Below are 14734 nucleotides of genomic sequence, written 5' to 3'. Positions count from 1 at the left end.
GGCTCATGAAATTTACCGACATCTTTATCCGCCGGCCTGTACTCGCGTGCGTGGTCAGCCTGATGATCCTTGTGCTCGGCTACAAGGCGTTCACCTCGCTGTCCGTTCTCGAGTACCCGAAAACCGAAAACGCCGTGGTGACCGTGACCACGACGTACTACGGTGCCGATCCGCAGACCGTGGAGGGTTTTGTCACCACGCCGCTGGAAAACGTCATCGCGCAGGCGAACGGGATCGATTACCTGTCGTCGAAGAGCATCGCCGGCACCAGCACGATCACCGCGAACCTCGTGCTCAACTTCGACCCTGACAAAGCGGTCACCGAGATCAACGCCAAGATCAACTCGGTGCTCAACCAGTTGCCGAGCGGCGTGCAGCAGCCGGCCATCACGGTCGCGATCGGACAGTCGCTGGACGCGTTGATTATCGGCTTTTCGAGCGATGAACTCACGCCCAACCAGATCACCGACTACCTCGTGCGCAACGTGCAGCCGCGTCTGCAGGCAGTGCAAGGCGTGCAGACGGCCGAACTGCTCGGACCGCAGTATTTTGCGCTGCGCGCGTGGCTCGATCCGCAGAAGCTCGCGGAGTACGGCCTTACCGCGACCGATGTCACCAACGCGCTTTCCTCGAACAATGTGATCGCAGGACTGGGAACCACCAAAGGGCAGATGGTGCAGTTCAACCTCACCGCATCGACGGATCTGCATTCGGCGCAGCAGTTCCGCGATCTCGTGATCAAGCAGGTCAATGGCGGCATCATCAGGCTGAAGGATGTGGCGAACGTCACGCTCGGCTCGGAAGACTATGAATCCGGCGTGTCGTATAACGGCCAGAAGGGCGTGTACGTGGGGATCCAGACGGTGCCGGGGGCGAGCCTGCTCGATGTGATCAAGGGCGTGAAGGCTGTGTTGCCCGACATTCAGAAGGCACTGCCGGCGGGGTTGCACGGCTCGGTCATCTACGACTCCACGGTATTCGTTGACAGTTCGATTCATGAGGTCAAGAACTCGTTGATCGAGACGGTGGTGATCGTCACGCTGGTGGTGTTTGCCTTCCTCGGCGCGCCGCGCTCCGTGCTGATTCCGGTCATCGCGATTCCGTTGTCACTGGTGGGCACTTTCGGCGTGATGCTCGCGCTAGGGTTCTCGATCAACCTGCTGACCTTGCTCGCGCTAGTACTGGCGATCGGGCTGGTGGTCGATGACGCGATCATTGTGGTCGAGAGCGTGAGCCGTCATCTCGAAGAGGGCATGCGGCCACGCGATGCCGCGATCAAGGCCGCGCGCGAGCTCGCCAGCCCTATCATCGCGATGACCATTGTCCTGATCGCCGTCTACGTGCCGATCGGTTTTCAGGGTGGACTGACCGGCGCATTATTCACCGAGTTCGCGTTCACGCTGGTTGGCGCGGTGACCATGTCCGCGGTTATCTCGCTGACGCTGTCGCCTATGATGTGCAGCCAGTTCTTGAAGCCGCACGATCAGGGCGGCCGTTTTGTCACGCGCATTGTCGACACGATCGATCATGTTTTCGGTTCACTGCGGCGTGGCTATGAACGGCTGCTGCGCAACAGTTTGCGGACCGTCCCGGTGATCCTATTGTTTGCCGGGCTGGTAATTGCCAGCATCTATTTCCTCTACACAAGTGCCGACAGCGAACTCGCACCGCAAGAGGATCAAGGGGTCGTCATTCTGCAGCCAACTTCCGCGCCGGACGCGACGCTGCAGCAAAAGGAGGCGTTCGGCCGTCAGGTCGCCGACATCATGGCCAAGGTTCCCGAGGCCGCGCAGACGTTCCAGGTCGAGAGCCCGTCGCAGTCGATTGCCGGTGTGACGTTCAAGCCGTGGGATCAGCGTCATCGGACTGCGACGGATATCCAGCGCGATCTGCAGAACCAGTTCAACAAGGTAGCAGGTCAGAAGATCGCCGTGTTTCAGCCCCCTCCGCTGCCCGGTTCGCAAGGCTTGCCGATCCAGTTCGTGCTCAAGTCGACGCAGCCGCTGGATAGGCTGAATGTAGAGGCTCAGAAATTCCTCTCGGACGCAGCCGCCAGTGGGATGTTCCTATTTATCGATAGCGACCTCAAGGTCGATCAGCCGCAGAAAGTATTCGATATCGACCGCGACAAGGCCTCACAACTCGGCTTGACGATGCAGCAGGTCGGCACTGCGCTGGGCGGTCTGTTGGGGGGCGGTTATACGAATTACTTCAGTCTCGATTCGCGCTCGTACCAGGTCATTGCCCAAGTGCAGCAGCGCTCGCGCCTGACGCTCGACCAGGTCATGAATTACCAGATCGCGACTGTGAATAACGTGCCCGTGCCGTTATCGGCGATCAGCCATGTGCGGACCGAAACCGTGCCTGAAACCATCAATCATTTCCAGCAGGTGAACTCAGCGACGATCTCCGGCGTGCCCGCGCTCGGCGTATCGCAGGACGCCGCGCTCAGGTCGCTGCAGGCGCTTGCGGCGCGTACGCTGCCGGCGGACGTGTCGATCGACTATTCCGGCCCTTTGCGTCAACTCGTGCAGGAATCGAGCGGCTTTGTGGGCACCTTTGTTCTGGCGCTGATCATCATCTACCTGAGTCTCGCGGCGTTGTTCGAGAGCTTCCGCGACCCGTTGGTGATCCTTGTTTCGATCCCGATGTCGGTAGCGGGTGCGCTCGTGTTCATCAGCCTTGGGCTGGGAGGGGCGTCGCTGAATATCTACACGGAGGTCGGGCTGGTGACACTGATGGGGCTGATCAGCAAGCACGGCATTCTGATTGTGGAAGTCGCGAATGCGGCGCAGCACGAGGGCATGTCGAAACTCGAAGCCATCGTCCATGCGGCGGGGATCCGCTTGCGGCCGATCCTGATGACTACCGCGGCGATGGTGCTCGGCGTCGTGCCATTGATCCTGTCCTCAGGTGCGGGTGCGGCGTCGCGTTTCAACATGGGGCTGGTGATCGGCAGCGGGTTGGCGATAGGTACGTTGTTTACGCTGTTCGTGTTGCCAGCGGTTTATCTCACGTTCGCTGCTCGACATACGCAGGAGACGACCGAGTCAAGGGCGCAGACGGCGGAGATGGTTTAGCCTCTGCTCTACCTCGGCGGTGAAGCGGCCGCTTATGAGATGCCTACCGCCCGATGCGAAGGCATCCGGCGCGGAGCGCTCACCGTCCACCAACACAAGGGTTTATTTCTCGCTCATGCCGCGCAGGGCGATACCCGTTAGCGCGTCCCGTCTTGAGCGCAGGTAAGCGCGGTGCGAAGGCGCCATCGTAACGAAGGAGCCATGCAATGGAAGACGCCATGGGAGGGGCCGTTGTACCGACGGGCGCGACGTCGCCCGCGCAGGGCGAGGCATTCTGGCGCGAGATGGCCGGGGCATGGACGCACGCAGCGGATTTGGTGTTCGACGTTTTTGTCGTGAGCAGGGGCCCGCCGTTAGTACCTTCGTTTATGGCGCAAGAAGGGGTATTGGTCCTTATCGTGAGAAATCTGGCGGTCGTCTTCCGGAGAGCCCCGTGCAATAACGGTCTCCGTTTTTGCGTCCGATGCGCCACGCCCGATCTTGGAAGCTATCGAAAAATCACGGCTGTTCAGAGCAAAGCGCCAGTTATCTGCACGAACGTGACTTACTTTGGATTGCGAGCCCTTATGAAATTGCTGATCAAGAGCGCGGCACGCCAAGCGGGCGTGTTGTGGGGCGTGGCACTGAAGTCGAGCGCGCAGCACAAGCTGACTGAGGCGAACAGGCGGTTCAACCGGAAGCACCTGTTTCGTGTGATCAAGCGGCAATCCGGCTACACCAAGGTGCGGCACAAGGGCTTGGCGAAGAACGCGGCCCAGGTGTTCACCTTGATCGGGTTGACCAATCTTTGTCTGGCGAGGCGAGCGATGCTGACGTAAGCGGGGAAGATGCGCCTGCTGCGCGCCCACGGGGCGCCTGGGGGCGAAAAAGCCCGCGACTCGGCGGGAAAATGGGTCACTTCGGCCCCATTCCAAAAAAATCGACCTTTCCGGTCGATCGCCGACGTATCAGCCGGACCTGATCAGACATTCGTTATGGACCACCTCGAAACGCTGCGAACCTTTTGTACCGTCGTCGAAATGCAGAGCTTCACGCACGCCGCGCATGCGTTGGGTATCTCAAAGACCGTCGTCTCGCGCGCGATAACGGAGCTCGAAGCCAGGCTTGGCGTGCGTCTTCTTCAGCGCACGACCCGACACCTCGCACTCACTGAAGCCGGGGAGGAGTTCTACGCCGGCTGCTCGCGCGTGGTTGCTGAACTGGACGTGCTCGAGGCCGGCGCCGGGGAGCGCGCACGGGAGCCTGCGGGGGTACTGCGGCTCGTCGCCCACACCACCGCGGCGCTGATAGAACTGCCACCGCTGATCGCCGGGTTCCGTGTCCGGTATCCAGCCGTGCAGCTCGAGTTGACGCTGGCGGAACGGCCAGTCGATCTGATCAAGGAAGCCTTCGATCTCGGCATCGTGCTGCCGTTCATGCTGACGAGCGAGCTCACGATCACCCGTGCGTTGTGCCGCATCCCCCTCGCCGTGGTGGGCGCCCCCGGCTATCTGCAGGGGCGCAAGCTACCGCAACGGCCCAACGATCTCGCCGCATTCCGCTTCGTGACAATCCTCGCCTCGATCAGCGAACCACAACTGCGGTTCCGGCGCGGTTCGGAAGAGATTGCCGTGTCACTGGAACACGACGTGTCGACCAACAACGCCGCGTTGAACAAGGAACTGGTGATGAGCGGTGCTGGTCTCGGCGTGTTGCCGCTGACGATGGTCGGCAAGGAGCTGGACGATGGCCGGCTGATACAACTGCTGCCCGACTTCGAGCTCATGAGCGGGGACGCCGAACTCAGGCTCGCCTATCGGGACCGGAGCCTGATGACGGCGAAGGTCCGGGCGTTCATCGACTATGTGACGTCGTACTTCGACGCGCGCGCGGCTCAGCTGGGCCACGCGCAACAGCAGCAAACGGTGGCCGGCGGCAACGGCAGGCCGTCCTGATAGCGAGATGCTCATGCAAACCTTCCCTACTCTCGTCGTCTGCGAGCATTGTGACGGCGTGTACCACCGCCGCGCGCTGGCCACGCGCGAGGTGGCGCGCTGCGCGCAATGTTCGGCCGTCCTCTATCGCGCAAGCCAGCTCGATATCGATCGGTGGCTCGCGCTAACCGTCGCCGCAGCCATCGTCTTCGTGATCGCCAACGTCTGCCCGGTGATCCGGATCTCCCTGCAGGGCCTGCACAGCGAGACGACGCTCTGGCAGTCCGCGGCAGCGCTGGCGCACGGCGCCGTTGCACCGATTGCGCTCGCCACTGCGATGATGATTGTCGTGGTACCGCTTCTCCAGATCGCGCTGCTCGGCTGGGTACTGGCATTTGCCCGCGCCGCACGCCGGGCGCCGGGTTTCGCCTGGAGCATGAGGCTGCTTGCGCTGCTGCGCCCGTGGAGCATCGTCGAGGTCGGCGTACTTGGCATGCTCGTAGCCGTCATCAAGCTGTCCAGTTTCGTGCAGGTGGCAGCCGGCCCCGGCATCTGGGCCACGGCAACGCTGATGGTGCTGATCCCAATGATCGCCAGTCGCGATGTCCACCTGCTGTGGGAATGGACCGACGCGGAGACAGCATGAACGACGGCCCAAACGATCACATTCGGTCCCAGCCCTCCCACGGGTCGGCTGCCTCTCTCGGGGGCGGCCCGGCAGAAGGCGGCGTGAAGCCATCTCCCCGCGCGGGACAACTCGGCCTGGTTGCCTGCCATGGATGCGGACTGGTTTGCGCACATATGCCGCGCCTGAGCGACGACGCCCCGTGCCCGCGCTGCAGACGAGCCCTGCATCGGCGGCGCCCGGACAGCATCGCACGCGCGTGGGCGTTTCTGATCGCTGCGGTGATCTGCTATATCCCGGCCAACGTGCTCCCGGTGATGCACGCGAGCCTTCTTGGACGCGGCAGCGACAGCACGATCCTGCACGGCATCGTTGAGTTCTGGAAAGCAGGCTCCTGGGGCATTGCGTTCGTCATCTTCATCGCGAGCGTGGTGGTGCCGTGCACCAAGTTCCTGGTTCTGGGCCTGCTGCTCGCGACGACCCAGCGGCGCAGTCGCTGGGCGATGCACGAGCGTGCCCGCCTTTATCGGCTCGTCGAGGTAGTCGGCTACTGGTCGATGCTCGATGTGATGGTCGTGGCGTTTGTCTGCGCGCTGGTCCGCTTCCATGCACTGTCCGACAGCGAGCCGCGCATCGGCATTCTTTTCTTCGGCCTCGCGGTGATCCTCACCATGCTCTGCGCCATCAATTTCGACCCCCGACTCATATGGGACGCTGAGGAAACATGAATCCCCTATCAAACGAACCGCTAGCCGAACCGCAAGATCCTGTCGTCACCCGTAGCCGATGGCGGCTATCCCTCGTCTGGCTTGTTCCACTCATCGCCGCGCTGATCGGAGTGTCGATGGTGATCCACGCCTGGCTCTCGGCTGGCCCGGAAATCACCATCTTGTTCAGGACCGCGGCTGGGCTGGAGGCGGGCAAGACCACGGTCAAATACAAGGACGTGACGGTCGGAACCGTATCGGCGGTCGCGCTCAGCGACGATGGCTCGCACGTGGTCGCCTCTGTTTCGCTTGCCAGAAGCGCGCGGAGCCTGGCGCGCGCGGACAGCCGCTTCTGGGTCGTCCGGCCTCGTTTGGGCATGAGCGGTGTCTCGGGTATGGACACACTGCTGTCCGGCGCCTATATCGGCGTGGACACCGGCACTTCGGAGGCCGCGCGCACAGCGTTCACGGGGCTGGAGACGCCTCCCGCCGTCATCAGTGGGACGCCGGGAACGAGCTTCACGATTCATGCGGACGACCTCGGTTCGCTCGACATCGGCTCGCCCGTTTACTACCGGCGCATTCAGGTCGGCCGCGTCGCGTCGTATCGGCTCGACGCCGATGGTCACGGCGTCAGCGTACAGATCTTCGTCGACGCTCCGTATGACCGGTTTGTCACGGCAGATACGCGCTTCTGGAATGCGAGCGGGGTCGACCTCTCGCTGGGTGCTGACGGTTTCAAGCTCAAGACGCAATCTGTGGCCGCGATCGTTGGCGGCGGAATTGCGTTCGCCGCGCCCGTCGGTAGCACGACCGCCGGCCCAGCCGGCGGCCAGTTCAATCTGGCGAAAGATGAAGAGACGGCGATGGCGCCGCCAGACGGTCCGGCCCAGTACATCGAGCTGCGCTTCGCACAGTCGCTGCGCGGCCTGTCTATGGGTGCTCCCGTGGTGTTTTCGGGGATCAACTTCGGGCGCGTGGTATCCATGAAACTCGACTACGACCCGGCCACGCAGCGTTTTCCCATGATCGTCGGCATCGAGGTCTATCCGCAGCGGCTCGGACCGGTGCTCGACAAGCTGCCCAAAATAGATGGCGATATCGAAAAGGTCGCGCAATTCGTGTCCACCATGGTCGCGCACGGTCTGCGCGGACAGGCGCGCTCCGGCAATCTGCTGACCGGACAGCTCTATATTTCGCTCGACTTCGTACCGAACGCCCCGAAGGTCTCATACGACGCCGATGCGCGACCGCTTACGCTGCCGACCGCAAGCGGCGGCTTCGACCAGTTGCAGGAGCAGGTGGCGAGCATCGTCGGCAAGATTGACAAGATGCCGCTCGACTCGATCGCACGCCATCTCGACACGGGGCTCGCGGACCTGGACAGCACCCTGAAGCAGATCAACGGCCAGGTGCTGCCGGCGACCACGCAAACCCTGCAGCAGGCTCGCCAGACCTTCGGCGCCGCGCAGGGCATGCTGGCCGAAGACGGGCCGCTCCAGGAAAACCTGGGCCAGACGCTGCAGGAAGTGCAGCGCACTGCCCGCTCGCTGCGCACGCTCACTGATCTGCTCGGCCGCCATCCGGAAGCGCTGCTGCGCGGCCGCACAGCGGATCAGTCAGCCGTGGCCCCGGTAACCGCGGCCAGCCCTTCTGTTTCACAGGAGTCCAAACAATGAGTTTTTCAGCCCACGCCAGCCTGCGCGCAGTCACGCTCACCGTCGCGCTGGCGCTGAGCGCCTGCGCGTCCGCGCCGGTGCACTACTACACGCTGGTATCCCCGGCAGCACCGCCCGCTTCGGCCCAGCCCCCCGCGCCGTTCGCGATCGACGTGCTGCCAGTGGGCGTTCCCGCCGAGCTCGACCAGCAGGCGATGGTCATACGGCAGGGCGACAGCGGCGTTGCCGTGCTCGACAACGAGCGCTGGGTCGCGCCGCTGGGCGATCAACTGCGCGCCGCGCTGTCCACCCAGCTGGTGCGCCGCCTGGGCACCCAGGACGTGGCCGGTCTCACCCGGCCGGTCAATCAGTCGGTGCTGGGCATCAGGCTGCAGATCCGGCGCCTCGACGCCTGGCCGGGGCACGCAGTGCAGCTCGAGGCTGACTGGAGCCTCGTTTTCGCGCAAGACCCCCACGGTGTCCGCCTGACCTGCCATACGCAGCTGCAGGAAGCGGCGCCGGGTGGTTACGCGGACCTGGTGCGCGCGCAGCAACTCGCCATTGCGAGCCTGGCCGGCCGCATCGCGGAGGATGCGCGAGGCTGGGAGCAGTCGCGACAGCGTGGCTGCACGCCACAGGCCTGAGCCATCACACCCCTTACGCAACGTGCCCTTGCCGTGCAGCGGCCATTACGTTGGCAACCCCGCAGACTGTGATTGTTCGAGGCCTGTCGGAAAGCGACACCTGTACCTCTGCCTGATGCCCACAGCGTGCGTAGGCGGGTAGGTTGTCCCCCGAGCTTCGAACCCGACCGTTACCAGTCACGCACGTCAGGGTAGGCAACTGCTGGTCGTGCACGAGGCCACAGCTTCAATCTCCAATGGTCAGGTTGTTAAATGTGACAAGGCAGAGCAGAGCTTTGCGATCCACCACATTAACGATTTACGTCGGGCGGACGGCGACACGCGTCGCTTGTTAAAGGTTCTTATAGACCGAGCCGGTTTGCGCGGAGTCTTACCCAAAGGGCGCCTAATGACTCACCGCCCTTTTGCGCAAAGCGCATCAGCCCCGGAACACACCGGAAATCAGGCGGGAAAAGTCATGGACACCACGCGGGCGCCATCTGCCGCATTGTCCGCGTGAAAAGCGCCGCCGTGCGCCCCTGTCATCGCGAACCGTCAGCGTTTAGTGCCCGTTGTGTCCCTACGTCGAGATCTGAACCGGCGGTTCGCCGCCGTGAGCGCGTTCTGGGTCTGATTCGTCGGGATTCGGTCGAAGTCCACGTACCGGCAAACCGAAGCTGTCGCCCGCCCTGAGATCGAGACGCAACAGCGCCTCGTCGTCGAGACTCTCGCCGTGATGGCAGCGGCAATGCGTGTCGACGCTCGTACGCGCGAATTGTCGGCGCTCTCGCGCGCTCCTATTCGGCCTGCACGACTTCATCCACCATTTCGTTGAAATCGTCGACGAGTCTTTTCACTTCGCGCCGACCGCTCGCCGGCACGACCGGCGAGCGGTCCGAGACGAAAGTCGCGGGCCCAAATCGCCAACTGATGCGATGGCCGCTGCAAGTACCACGCCGCCAATCAGCGAGAGCACCACGGCGAACACGAGTATCGTGGCCGACGTGCCCAGAAAACGGCGAGCGCGCAGCAGCAGTGCTCGAGTTTGAGCGAGCCCCCGGACTGCCCGCATAGCGCACCCACACGTCGTCGCTGTCGGGTCCGCGACACCTGGCTGTCCGGCGGCAGCTTCACACGCCACGCGTTTTCGAGCGGACCTGACGTGTGCTGGCACGGCGCCGGGGAGCCAAGCGCAATCGCATCGCTCGCATCGACGAACGGCACGCAGAGCGTCGTCGTGATCCGCAAAGCCTCGACCGCGATCAGCAGCGGGCGCTGCACATGCCCGGTGTCGATCTGTGCGCGCTCGCGGTTTTCGAGCACGAGCGCTGTGATATGGACGACAAGGTCAGGCCGACCGTCATCCGGTGGCCTTTGCCGCCGCCACGCTCATGCTATCAGCTTGCGGCGACAACGCGCCTCACTCTCCGCCGCAAACTACGCCCGACGTCGATGTCGAGACCATCAAGCCGCACGCGATCGTTTCGAGTACCGAACTGTCTGGCCGGCTGCCGGCGATCCGTGTCGCCGAGGCGAGGCCGCAGGCCGAACGCATCGTCAGAAAGCGGCTTTTGACCGAGGGCGGGGCAGGTCGCGGCCGGCGCCGTGCTGTATTAGATCGATGCATCCAGCTACCAGGCCACTTACGACCAGGCGGTCGGCACCTGGCCAAAGCCGGCGCGACCGCCAACGCCGCTTAAACCAAGGCGACGCGTTACGCGGATTTGTCGAAGATCCAAGGCGTGAGCCGCAGCTTTACGACGACGTCATTGTCTCGCTCGAAGAGGCCAAAACCGAAGTTATCGCCGATCGCGCCGCGCTGAAGACTGCTGCGATCAACCTCGGCTACACGAACGCAATCGCCAGCGCCCCTTGGCCATTTTTTCATCGACACACCCTGACCGTGGCCGCTCCTAACCGGCTCGTCATTCAGTTCACTGCTGACCGGACCGACGATCTCCGCCGGGGGGGCCGTACCATCCCGACGCGAGCATGGCTCGCTCCAGTTCCTCCAGATAGTCGTTTACCACCCACTCAAACTCGTCCGTGCCCAATTCGCAGTCGGATGGGTTGAGTACTCCGCGCGCCTTGCGAATGGCGATGACGCTCGCTTGAATCGCCCTGATCTCGTCACATCCTGCACGTTGGAGCCGGCGGTCGTCGTTGTTTTCCATCGTCGTGTCATCCTTGCCAACGTGGCGTTCAGGTTAGTAGCGCCGCTGCCCGTCGCAGATATCAGGAGCAACGCATAGCTGGAAGCGTCGTCAGCTCAGTCTGATTTTGGACTGTACGCAAGGACGCGGGGTCCGCTTTCAAGGAGCGTCAAGCTCAGTCGGCTGCGCAAGGTAGGGCCACCGTAGCCCTCGGCAATCTCAAGTACGCGGCTTAACTCAGGGGAGAGCTCGACGCCGGTGGCGCCTCCCCGACAATCGCGGCCCGTAGTCGTTCATCCTTCGCGACGGCGCGAAGGATCCGGTCGCGCAAGACGACGTTGAAAGCTTCGGCCTGTTTCCGGCTGCCGGTGAAGTGGTAGTGTTGCCCGACGCCGGAAACGCCGGAATCGTTGACCTGACTGCTCGCCGACAGCAACAGCACGTCGAAGGTGACCGTCCTGGCTTCGAGCATGGGTTCGCCCCCGGGCGTTCTGACCTCGTCGGGCAGCACTTCTTTGCAGGCACGATCCAGTCTACAAGTGCGGTCTGGCTGCCATGCAAACTGGTGTGCGCTCGCGTGAACGAGATATCCGAGCTGCTGCTGCGACACATCACAATGCCTACCGCGGTCGTGTGGAGCACCGGTTTCCAGATATGGGTTTGGCTGCTGTCCATCTGGGTCACGCGCTTTGTCCGAATGCGCGTAAATGGCTGCCCGCCTTGTCGCGAGCAGGATCCCGGCGATTCCACCGCCGCCAATGACAGTACGGATTGGGCGAGACATAACGGTTCCTGGTTGAACGAAGTACGCCGGCCCTGCGAATGGACGACCGATGTCCACAATCAATGAGCCTGCGAGGTATCCGCCGCCGAGCGCGTGCGCCATGGACCTGTCGAGCGAGCCATCATGACGGCTCGCGCTTTCCCGGTTTCCCAAAAGCTCGTAAAAATACGTCCGTGCCGCGGCGTGTCCGCTTCCTGATTTCCCTATCGGTTGCCGGCTTCACAACTCCGAATGCGATGCGCATTTGCAGATCACCTGCCCACAGGCTCAGCAGGTCCTGGGCCGCGAGTTCCGGCGAGTCGACGATCAGTTCGTTGCGTGCCGCAGCCTCGCTGATGATGCCCGCCAGTACCGTCCGGGTGCGCCCCGGTCCTGCATCGTAAAAGCGTGTCCTTAGCGGCAGGTCGTCGCGCAACACGGTCGGCAGCGTGTGCGCCATGCCAGCAACGTGGACATTGACGATGATCGTCAGGAATGCGGCGCCGATTGCAGACAGCCGTTCCCGTAAAGGTAAATTTTCGGAACCCGCGGGCGGCAGTCCCCGGAGCATCCGGTCCGAAACGTCACCCACGACTGCCTCGAATAACGCTTCCTTGTCGGAGAAATGGTTATAGACCGTCATCTTTGACACCCCCGCCTCCGCGGCGACGGCCTCCATGGTCACGGTGTCGTAGCGCTGGCTGGCGAACAGCCTGGTTGCTGCTTCCACAATCGACGTGTGCTTGGCGGCATCTTTCGGCCGACCGATGCGGCTCTCGGACGAACATTTATGCACGTAATATTTCCTCTTTGCAATTTATGTACTTTGCAGTCTACTATATCAGTTGCTGTACTTATGGGTATAGAAACACATGCGCACGTCAAAGACTACCAAAAACAGGTCTCGTCGCAATAGGGCGTCCTGCTACGCTGGATCGCTTAAAACGAACGCTTGGAAAATGAATGAAGACACTGGATCCGGCTGTGACTCATTTGCTCAAACGGTTGCACTGTCCGCTGGAGGTGTCCCTGACCTGTGTTCGGTGGTGCGTCCCCTTTCCGCTAAGCTGCGTTAGTCTTCGCTATGCTTGGGCCGGCCCCCACGAAAACCGGACACTGGGGTAACACTACTACTATGAGGTGGTCTTCCGCCTATGTTTAAGCCTACAACTAACAAGATGGAACCCGTTGAGGTTCTGACCCAGCCGGAGCGGCGCCGACGCCGCTCGGTTGAAGAGAAACTGGCCATTGTGCGTGAAACCTTCGAACCTGGAGCCACCGTTTCTGGCGTAGCCCGTCGTCATCAGGTGAATGCGAACCAGGTGTTCGCGTGGCGCAAGCGCTATCGGGACGACAGCCTGTACGCAGTGAGTGCAGGTGAGCATGCGGTGTCGGCATCGGACTTCGCCAAAGCCATGAAGCAGATTCGTGAACTGCAGCGACTGCTGGGCAAAAAGACAATGGAAGTGGAAATCCTTCGCGAAGCAGTGGAGTATGGTCGGGCAAAAAATTGCGCGCCCACCATTGCTGCCGGGGGGGAGGCGACCGATGAAGCCGGTCTGTGAAGTCCTAGGGCTGTCGCGCTCGAATCTCGCACGCCGCCGCTCAATTCCACGAACTGGGAACATAGGTGCTACTTCGCGTAGCGATCACTCTGAGTCCAATGTCACTTAGACCGGACTGTGGGGCAGATATTCGGCATTGACCGAATCATTTTGAAACCCGTCCTCTGACACCCGCGCCGATTGACGGCAACGCAGATGACGCCTGATCGGTACGCTATGCCATGAAGCGCGAACGCTTGACACACTCACAGCGCAGAGAACAGACTCGAGAGTTCCTGTTCGAGGCTGCGCGGAGGATCTTCATTGAAAAGGGACTGGCCGCAACAAGCGTGGAGGAAATCGCTAAAGCGGCTGGCTATACGCGCGGCGCGTTCTATTCAAATTTCGGCGGCAAACTGGAACTGCTGATCGAGATACTGCGCCGCGATGGCGATAGGGCGCTAGCGAATCTTGAGCGGCTCACGAACGAGCGTGGCACGCCCGAGGAAATGAAGGAGCGCGCCGTCGCCCACTACAGCAGTTCTTTTCTTGAGAACGATTGCTTTCCGCTTTGGGTCGAGGCCAAAGTACTGGCGTTCCGAGACACCGGCTTTCAGCAGCGCATCAATGCCTTCCGGCAAGAAAAGCTCGAACAGATTAGCGCGTACATCCGTAGGATTTCGGAGTGCGATGGCGGCCCGATCGGGCGCCAGACCGACGCCCTCGCGCTTGGCTTGATGAGCCTGTGCGATGGTGTGCAGTTATTTAGAATGGGCGATCCGCATTTGATGAGTGACAAGGTGATGCAAACAGTGCTTACCGGATTCTTTTCATGTGGATTGTGGGCATCGCCGCAAGAAATACCTTTGGCCGCTCATCGGACGGGCGTGCCCGACTGAGTCGGGGGACGTCGGAACGCCACTGCGGGGCGTATAGGATCCGCGACCACGGCCTGTCACGTTGCCGAGGTGCTCGCGTAAGATGGCCCGATGATGAAATCGAAATCCCTCTATCACGGGCACCGCTTTCCGGCAGCCAAAATCCGTCGACCGCTTTCTGAGCAATCTACCTCTTTGGCACTGCGCCGGCTCACCACCGCGAAGTTGACAGCGCCGCCGTCAGCATTACCGATCTCGTCAAGGAGCGCACATGGCGTCGTCAAGCACAGTTCTTCTGCGGCGGTTCACGAACAAAGCCAGACAGAATTGATAGCCCGCGCACAGGCGCAGTTTCATGGATCGAGCGAGGAGTCTCTGACTCTCGCGGAGGACTATGACACGCTTGCACCTCGACTGCGTGGATGGTTTCTAGAAACGCTCGGACTATCTAGAAGATTCGGAATCTTCGCCAGGTCAAGCTTCAGTCGTTCGTGCCGTTCCGCCCGGCATAGCGGACCGCCAAATGCAACAGAATCGTCTCGTTGGCTTCACATTGAGCCGTTGCCAGCTACACATGCACCGATAAACTACCAGCGACAGAATGCACGGTTCCTGTCGTCAGATGTCGACGGTGAACAACGAATTGTGCGATTTTGACGTCGCACAAGGACGATTGCATGACGTTAGTATTCCCTATGTTCAGCGTTTTCACTCAACACCCTGCTGCAAGTCGACAAAACCCCTGTTGCGTATCTGGCGCACGCAGGGCCGAGGATGGCGACATCGGCGC

12 protein-coding genes and 4 pseudogenes are annotated in these 14734 nt (G+C 61.8%); 11 read left to right on the top strand and 5 right to left on the bottom strand.

All coding sequences use genetic code 11. The features are described from left to right. Positions 1–5: 5 nt before the first annotated feature. The 7 genes and pseudogenes from B0G69_RS27380 to B0G69_RS27350 all read left to right on the top strand — a co-directional run bounded on the left by B0G69_RS27380 (position 6) and on the right by B0G69_RS27350 (position 8627). Positions 6–3080 carry an efflux RND transporter permease subunit gene (locus B0G69_RS27380; RefSeq protein WP_121322754.1) on the top strand — a complete coding sequence of 1025 codons (3075 nt, stop codon included), beginning with the start codon at positions 6–8 and terminating at the stop codon, positions 3078–3080. Positions 3081–3757: 677 nt separating this feature from the next. Further along, positions 3758–3898, top strand: a pseudogene (locus tag B0G69_RS42120) (IS5/IS1182 family transposase); the annotation flags it as partial. 156 nt (positions 3899–4054) lie between these two features. Next, positions 4055–5014 carry a LysR family transcriptional regulator gene (locus B0G69_RS27370; RefSeq protein WP_121322752.1) on the top strand — a complete coding sequence of 320 codons (960 nt, stop codon included), beginning with the start codon at positions 4055–4057 and terminating at the stop codon, positions 5012–5014. Positions 5015–5027: 13 nt separating this feature from the next. Further along, the gene (locus B0G69_RS27365; protein WP_121323919.1) at positions 5028–5639 is read left to right on the top strand and encodes a paraquat-inducible protein A; all 612 of its coding nucleotides are present in this window, start codon (positions 5028–5030) and stop codon (positions 5637–5639) included. 155 nt (positions 5640–5794) lie between these two features. Next, on the top strand, positions 5795–6346 hold the full coding sequence (locus B0G69_RS27360) for a paraquat-inducible protein A (protein WP_121322750.1): 552 nt from the start codon (positions 5795–5797) through the stop codon (positions 6344–6346). Next, the gene (locus tag B0G69_RS27355) at positions 6343–8004 is read left to right on the top strand and encodes an MlaD family protein (RefSeq protein ID WP_121322748.1); all 1662 of its coding nucleotides are present in this window, start codon (positions 6343–6345) and stop codon (positions 8002–8004) included. Before B0G69_RS27360 ends, B0G69_RS27355 begins: the two co-directional genes overlap by 4 nt. Continuing rightward, a complete protein-coding gene (locus tag B0G69_RS27350; RefSeq protein ID WP_121322746.1) occupies positions 8001–8627 on the top strand; it encodes a PqiC family protein in 627 nt (208 codons plus the stop codon). Before B0G69_RS27355 ends, B0G69_RS27350 begins: the two co-directional genes overlap by 4 nt. A 942-nt stretch (positions 8628–9569) precedes the next feature. On the opposite strand, the gene B0G69_RS27340 is transcribed toward B0G69_RS27350, so the two are convergent. The 5 genes from B0G69_RS27340 to B0G69_RS27325 form a co-directional block, all read right to left on the bottom strand. Then, positions 9570–9929 (bottom strand): hypothetical protein, encoded by a 360-nt coding sequence (locus tag B0G69_RS27340; protein ID WP_121322742.1) that lies wholly within the window; start codon positions 9927–9929, stop codon positions 9570–9572. Positions 9930–10320: 391 nt separating this feature from the next. Then, positions 10321–10494 (bottom strand): hypothetical protein, encoded by a 174-nt coding sequence (locus B0G69_RS41110; protein ID WP_158608980.1) that lies wholly within the window; start codon positions 10492–10494, stop codon positions 10321–10323. Between the two features lie 46 nt (positions 10495–10540). After that, positions 10541–10780, bottom strand: a complete 240-nt coding sequence (locus B0G69_RS41105) for a hypothetical protein (RefSeq protein ID WP_158608979.1) — start codon at positions 10778–10780, stop codon at positions 10541–10543. 211 nt (positions 10781–10991) lie between these two features. Beyond that, a complete protein-coding gene (locus B0G69_RS27330) occupies positions 10992–11645 on the bottom strand; it encodes a hypothetical protein (protein WP_199731352.1) in 654 nt (217 codons plus the stop codon). Between the two features lie 19 nt (positions 11646–11664). Next, entirely contained in the window at positions 11665–12318 is a 654-nt protein-coding gene (locus B0G69_RS27325) for a TetR/AcrR family transcriptional regulator (RefSeq protein WP_121322740.1), read from the bottom strand. Positions 12319–12485: 167 nt separating this feature from the next. On the opposite strand from B0G69_RS27325, the pseudogene B0G69_RS41500 reads away from it, so the two are divergent. The 4 genes and pseudogenes from B0G69_RS41500 to B0G69_RS42115 all read left to right on the top strand — a co-directional run. After that, positions 12486–12590 (top strand): annotated as a pseudogene (locus tag B0G69_RS41500) (IS6 family transposase); the annotation flags it as partial. A 110-nt stretch (positions 12591–12700) separates the two neighbouring features. Further along, positions 12701–13136 (top strand): annotated as a pseudogene (locus B0G69_RS27315) (transposase); the annotation flags it as partial. A gap of 172 nt (positions 13137–13308) precedes the next feature. Beyond that, positions 13309–13965 (top strand): TetR/AcrR family transcriptional regulator, encoded by a 657-nt coding sequence (locus tag B0G69_RS27310; RefSeq protein WP_121322738.1) that lies wholly within the window; start codon positions 13309–13311, stop codon positions 13963–13965. A 250-nt stretch (positions 13966–14215) separates the two neighbouring features. Next, positions 14216–14394, top strand: a pseudogene (locus tag B0G69_RS42115) (SAM-dependent methyltransferase); the annotation flags it as partial. Positions 14395–14734: the final 340 nt, after the last annotated feature.

This window comes from Paraburkholderia sp. RAU2J (genome assembly GCF_003634845.1).
GTDB classification, from domain to species: Bacteria; Pseudomonadota; Gammaproteobacteria; order Burkholderiales; family Burkholderiaceae; genus Paraburkholderia; species Paraburkholderia fynbosensis.
The sequence above is the reverse complement of the archived record's forward strand: the minus strand, read 5'-3'. Positions and strand labels throughout refer to the sequence as shown.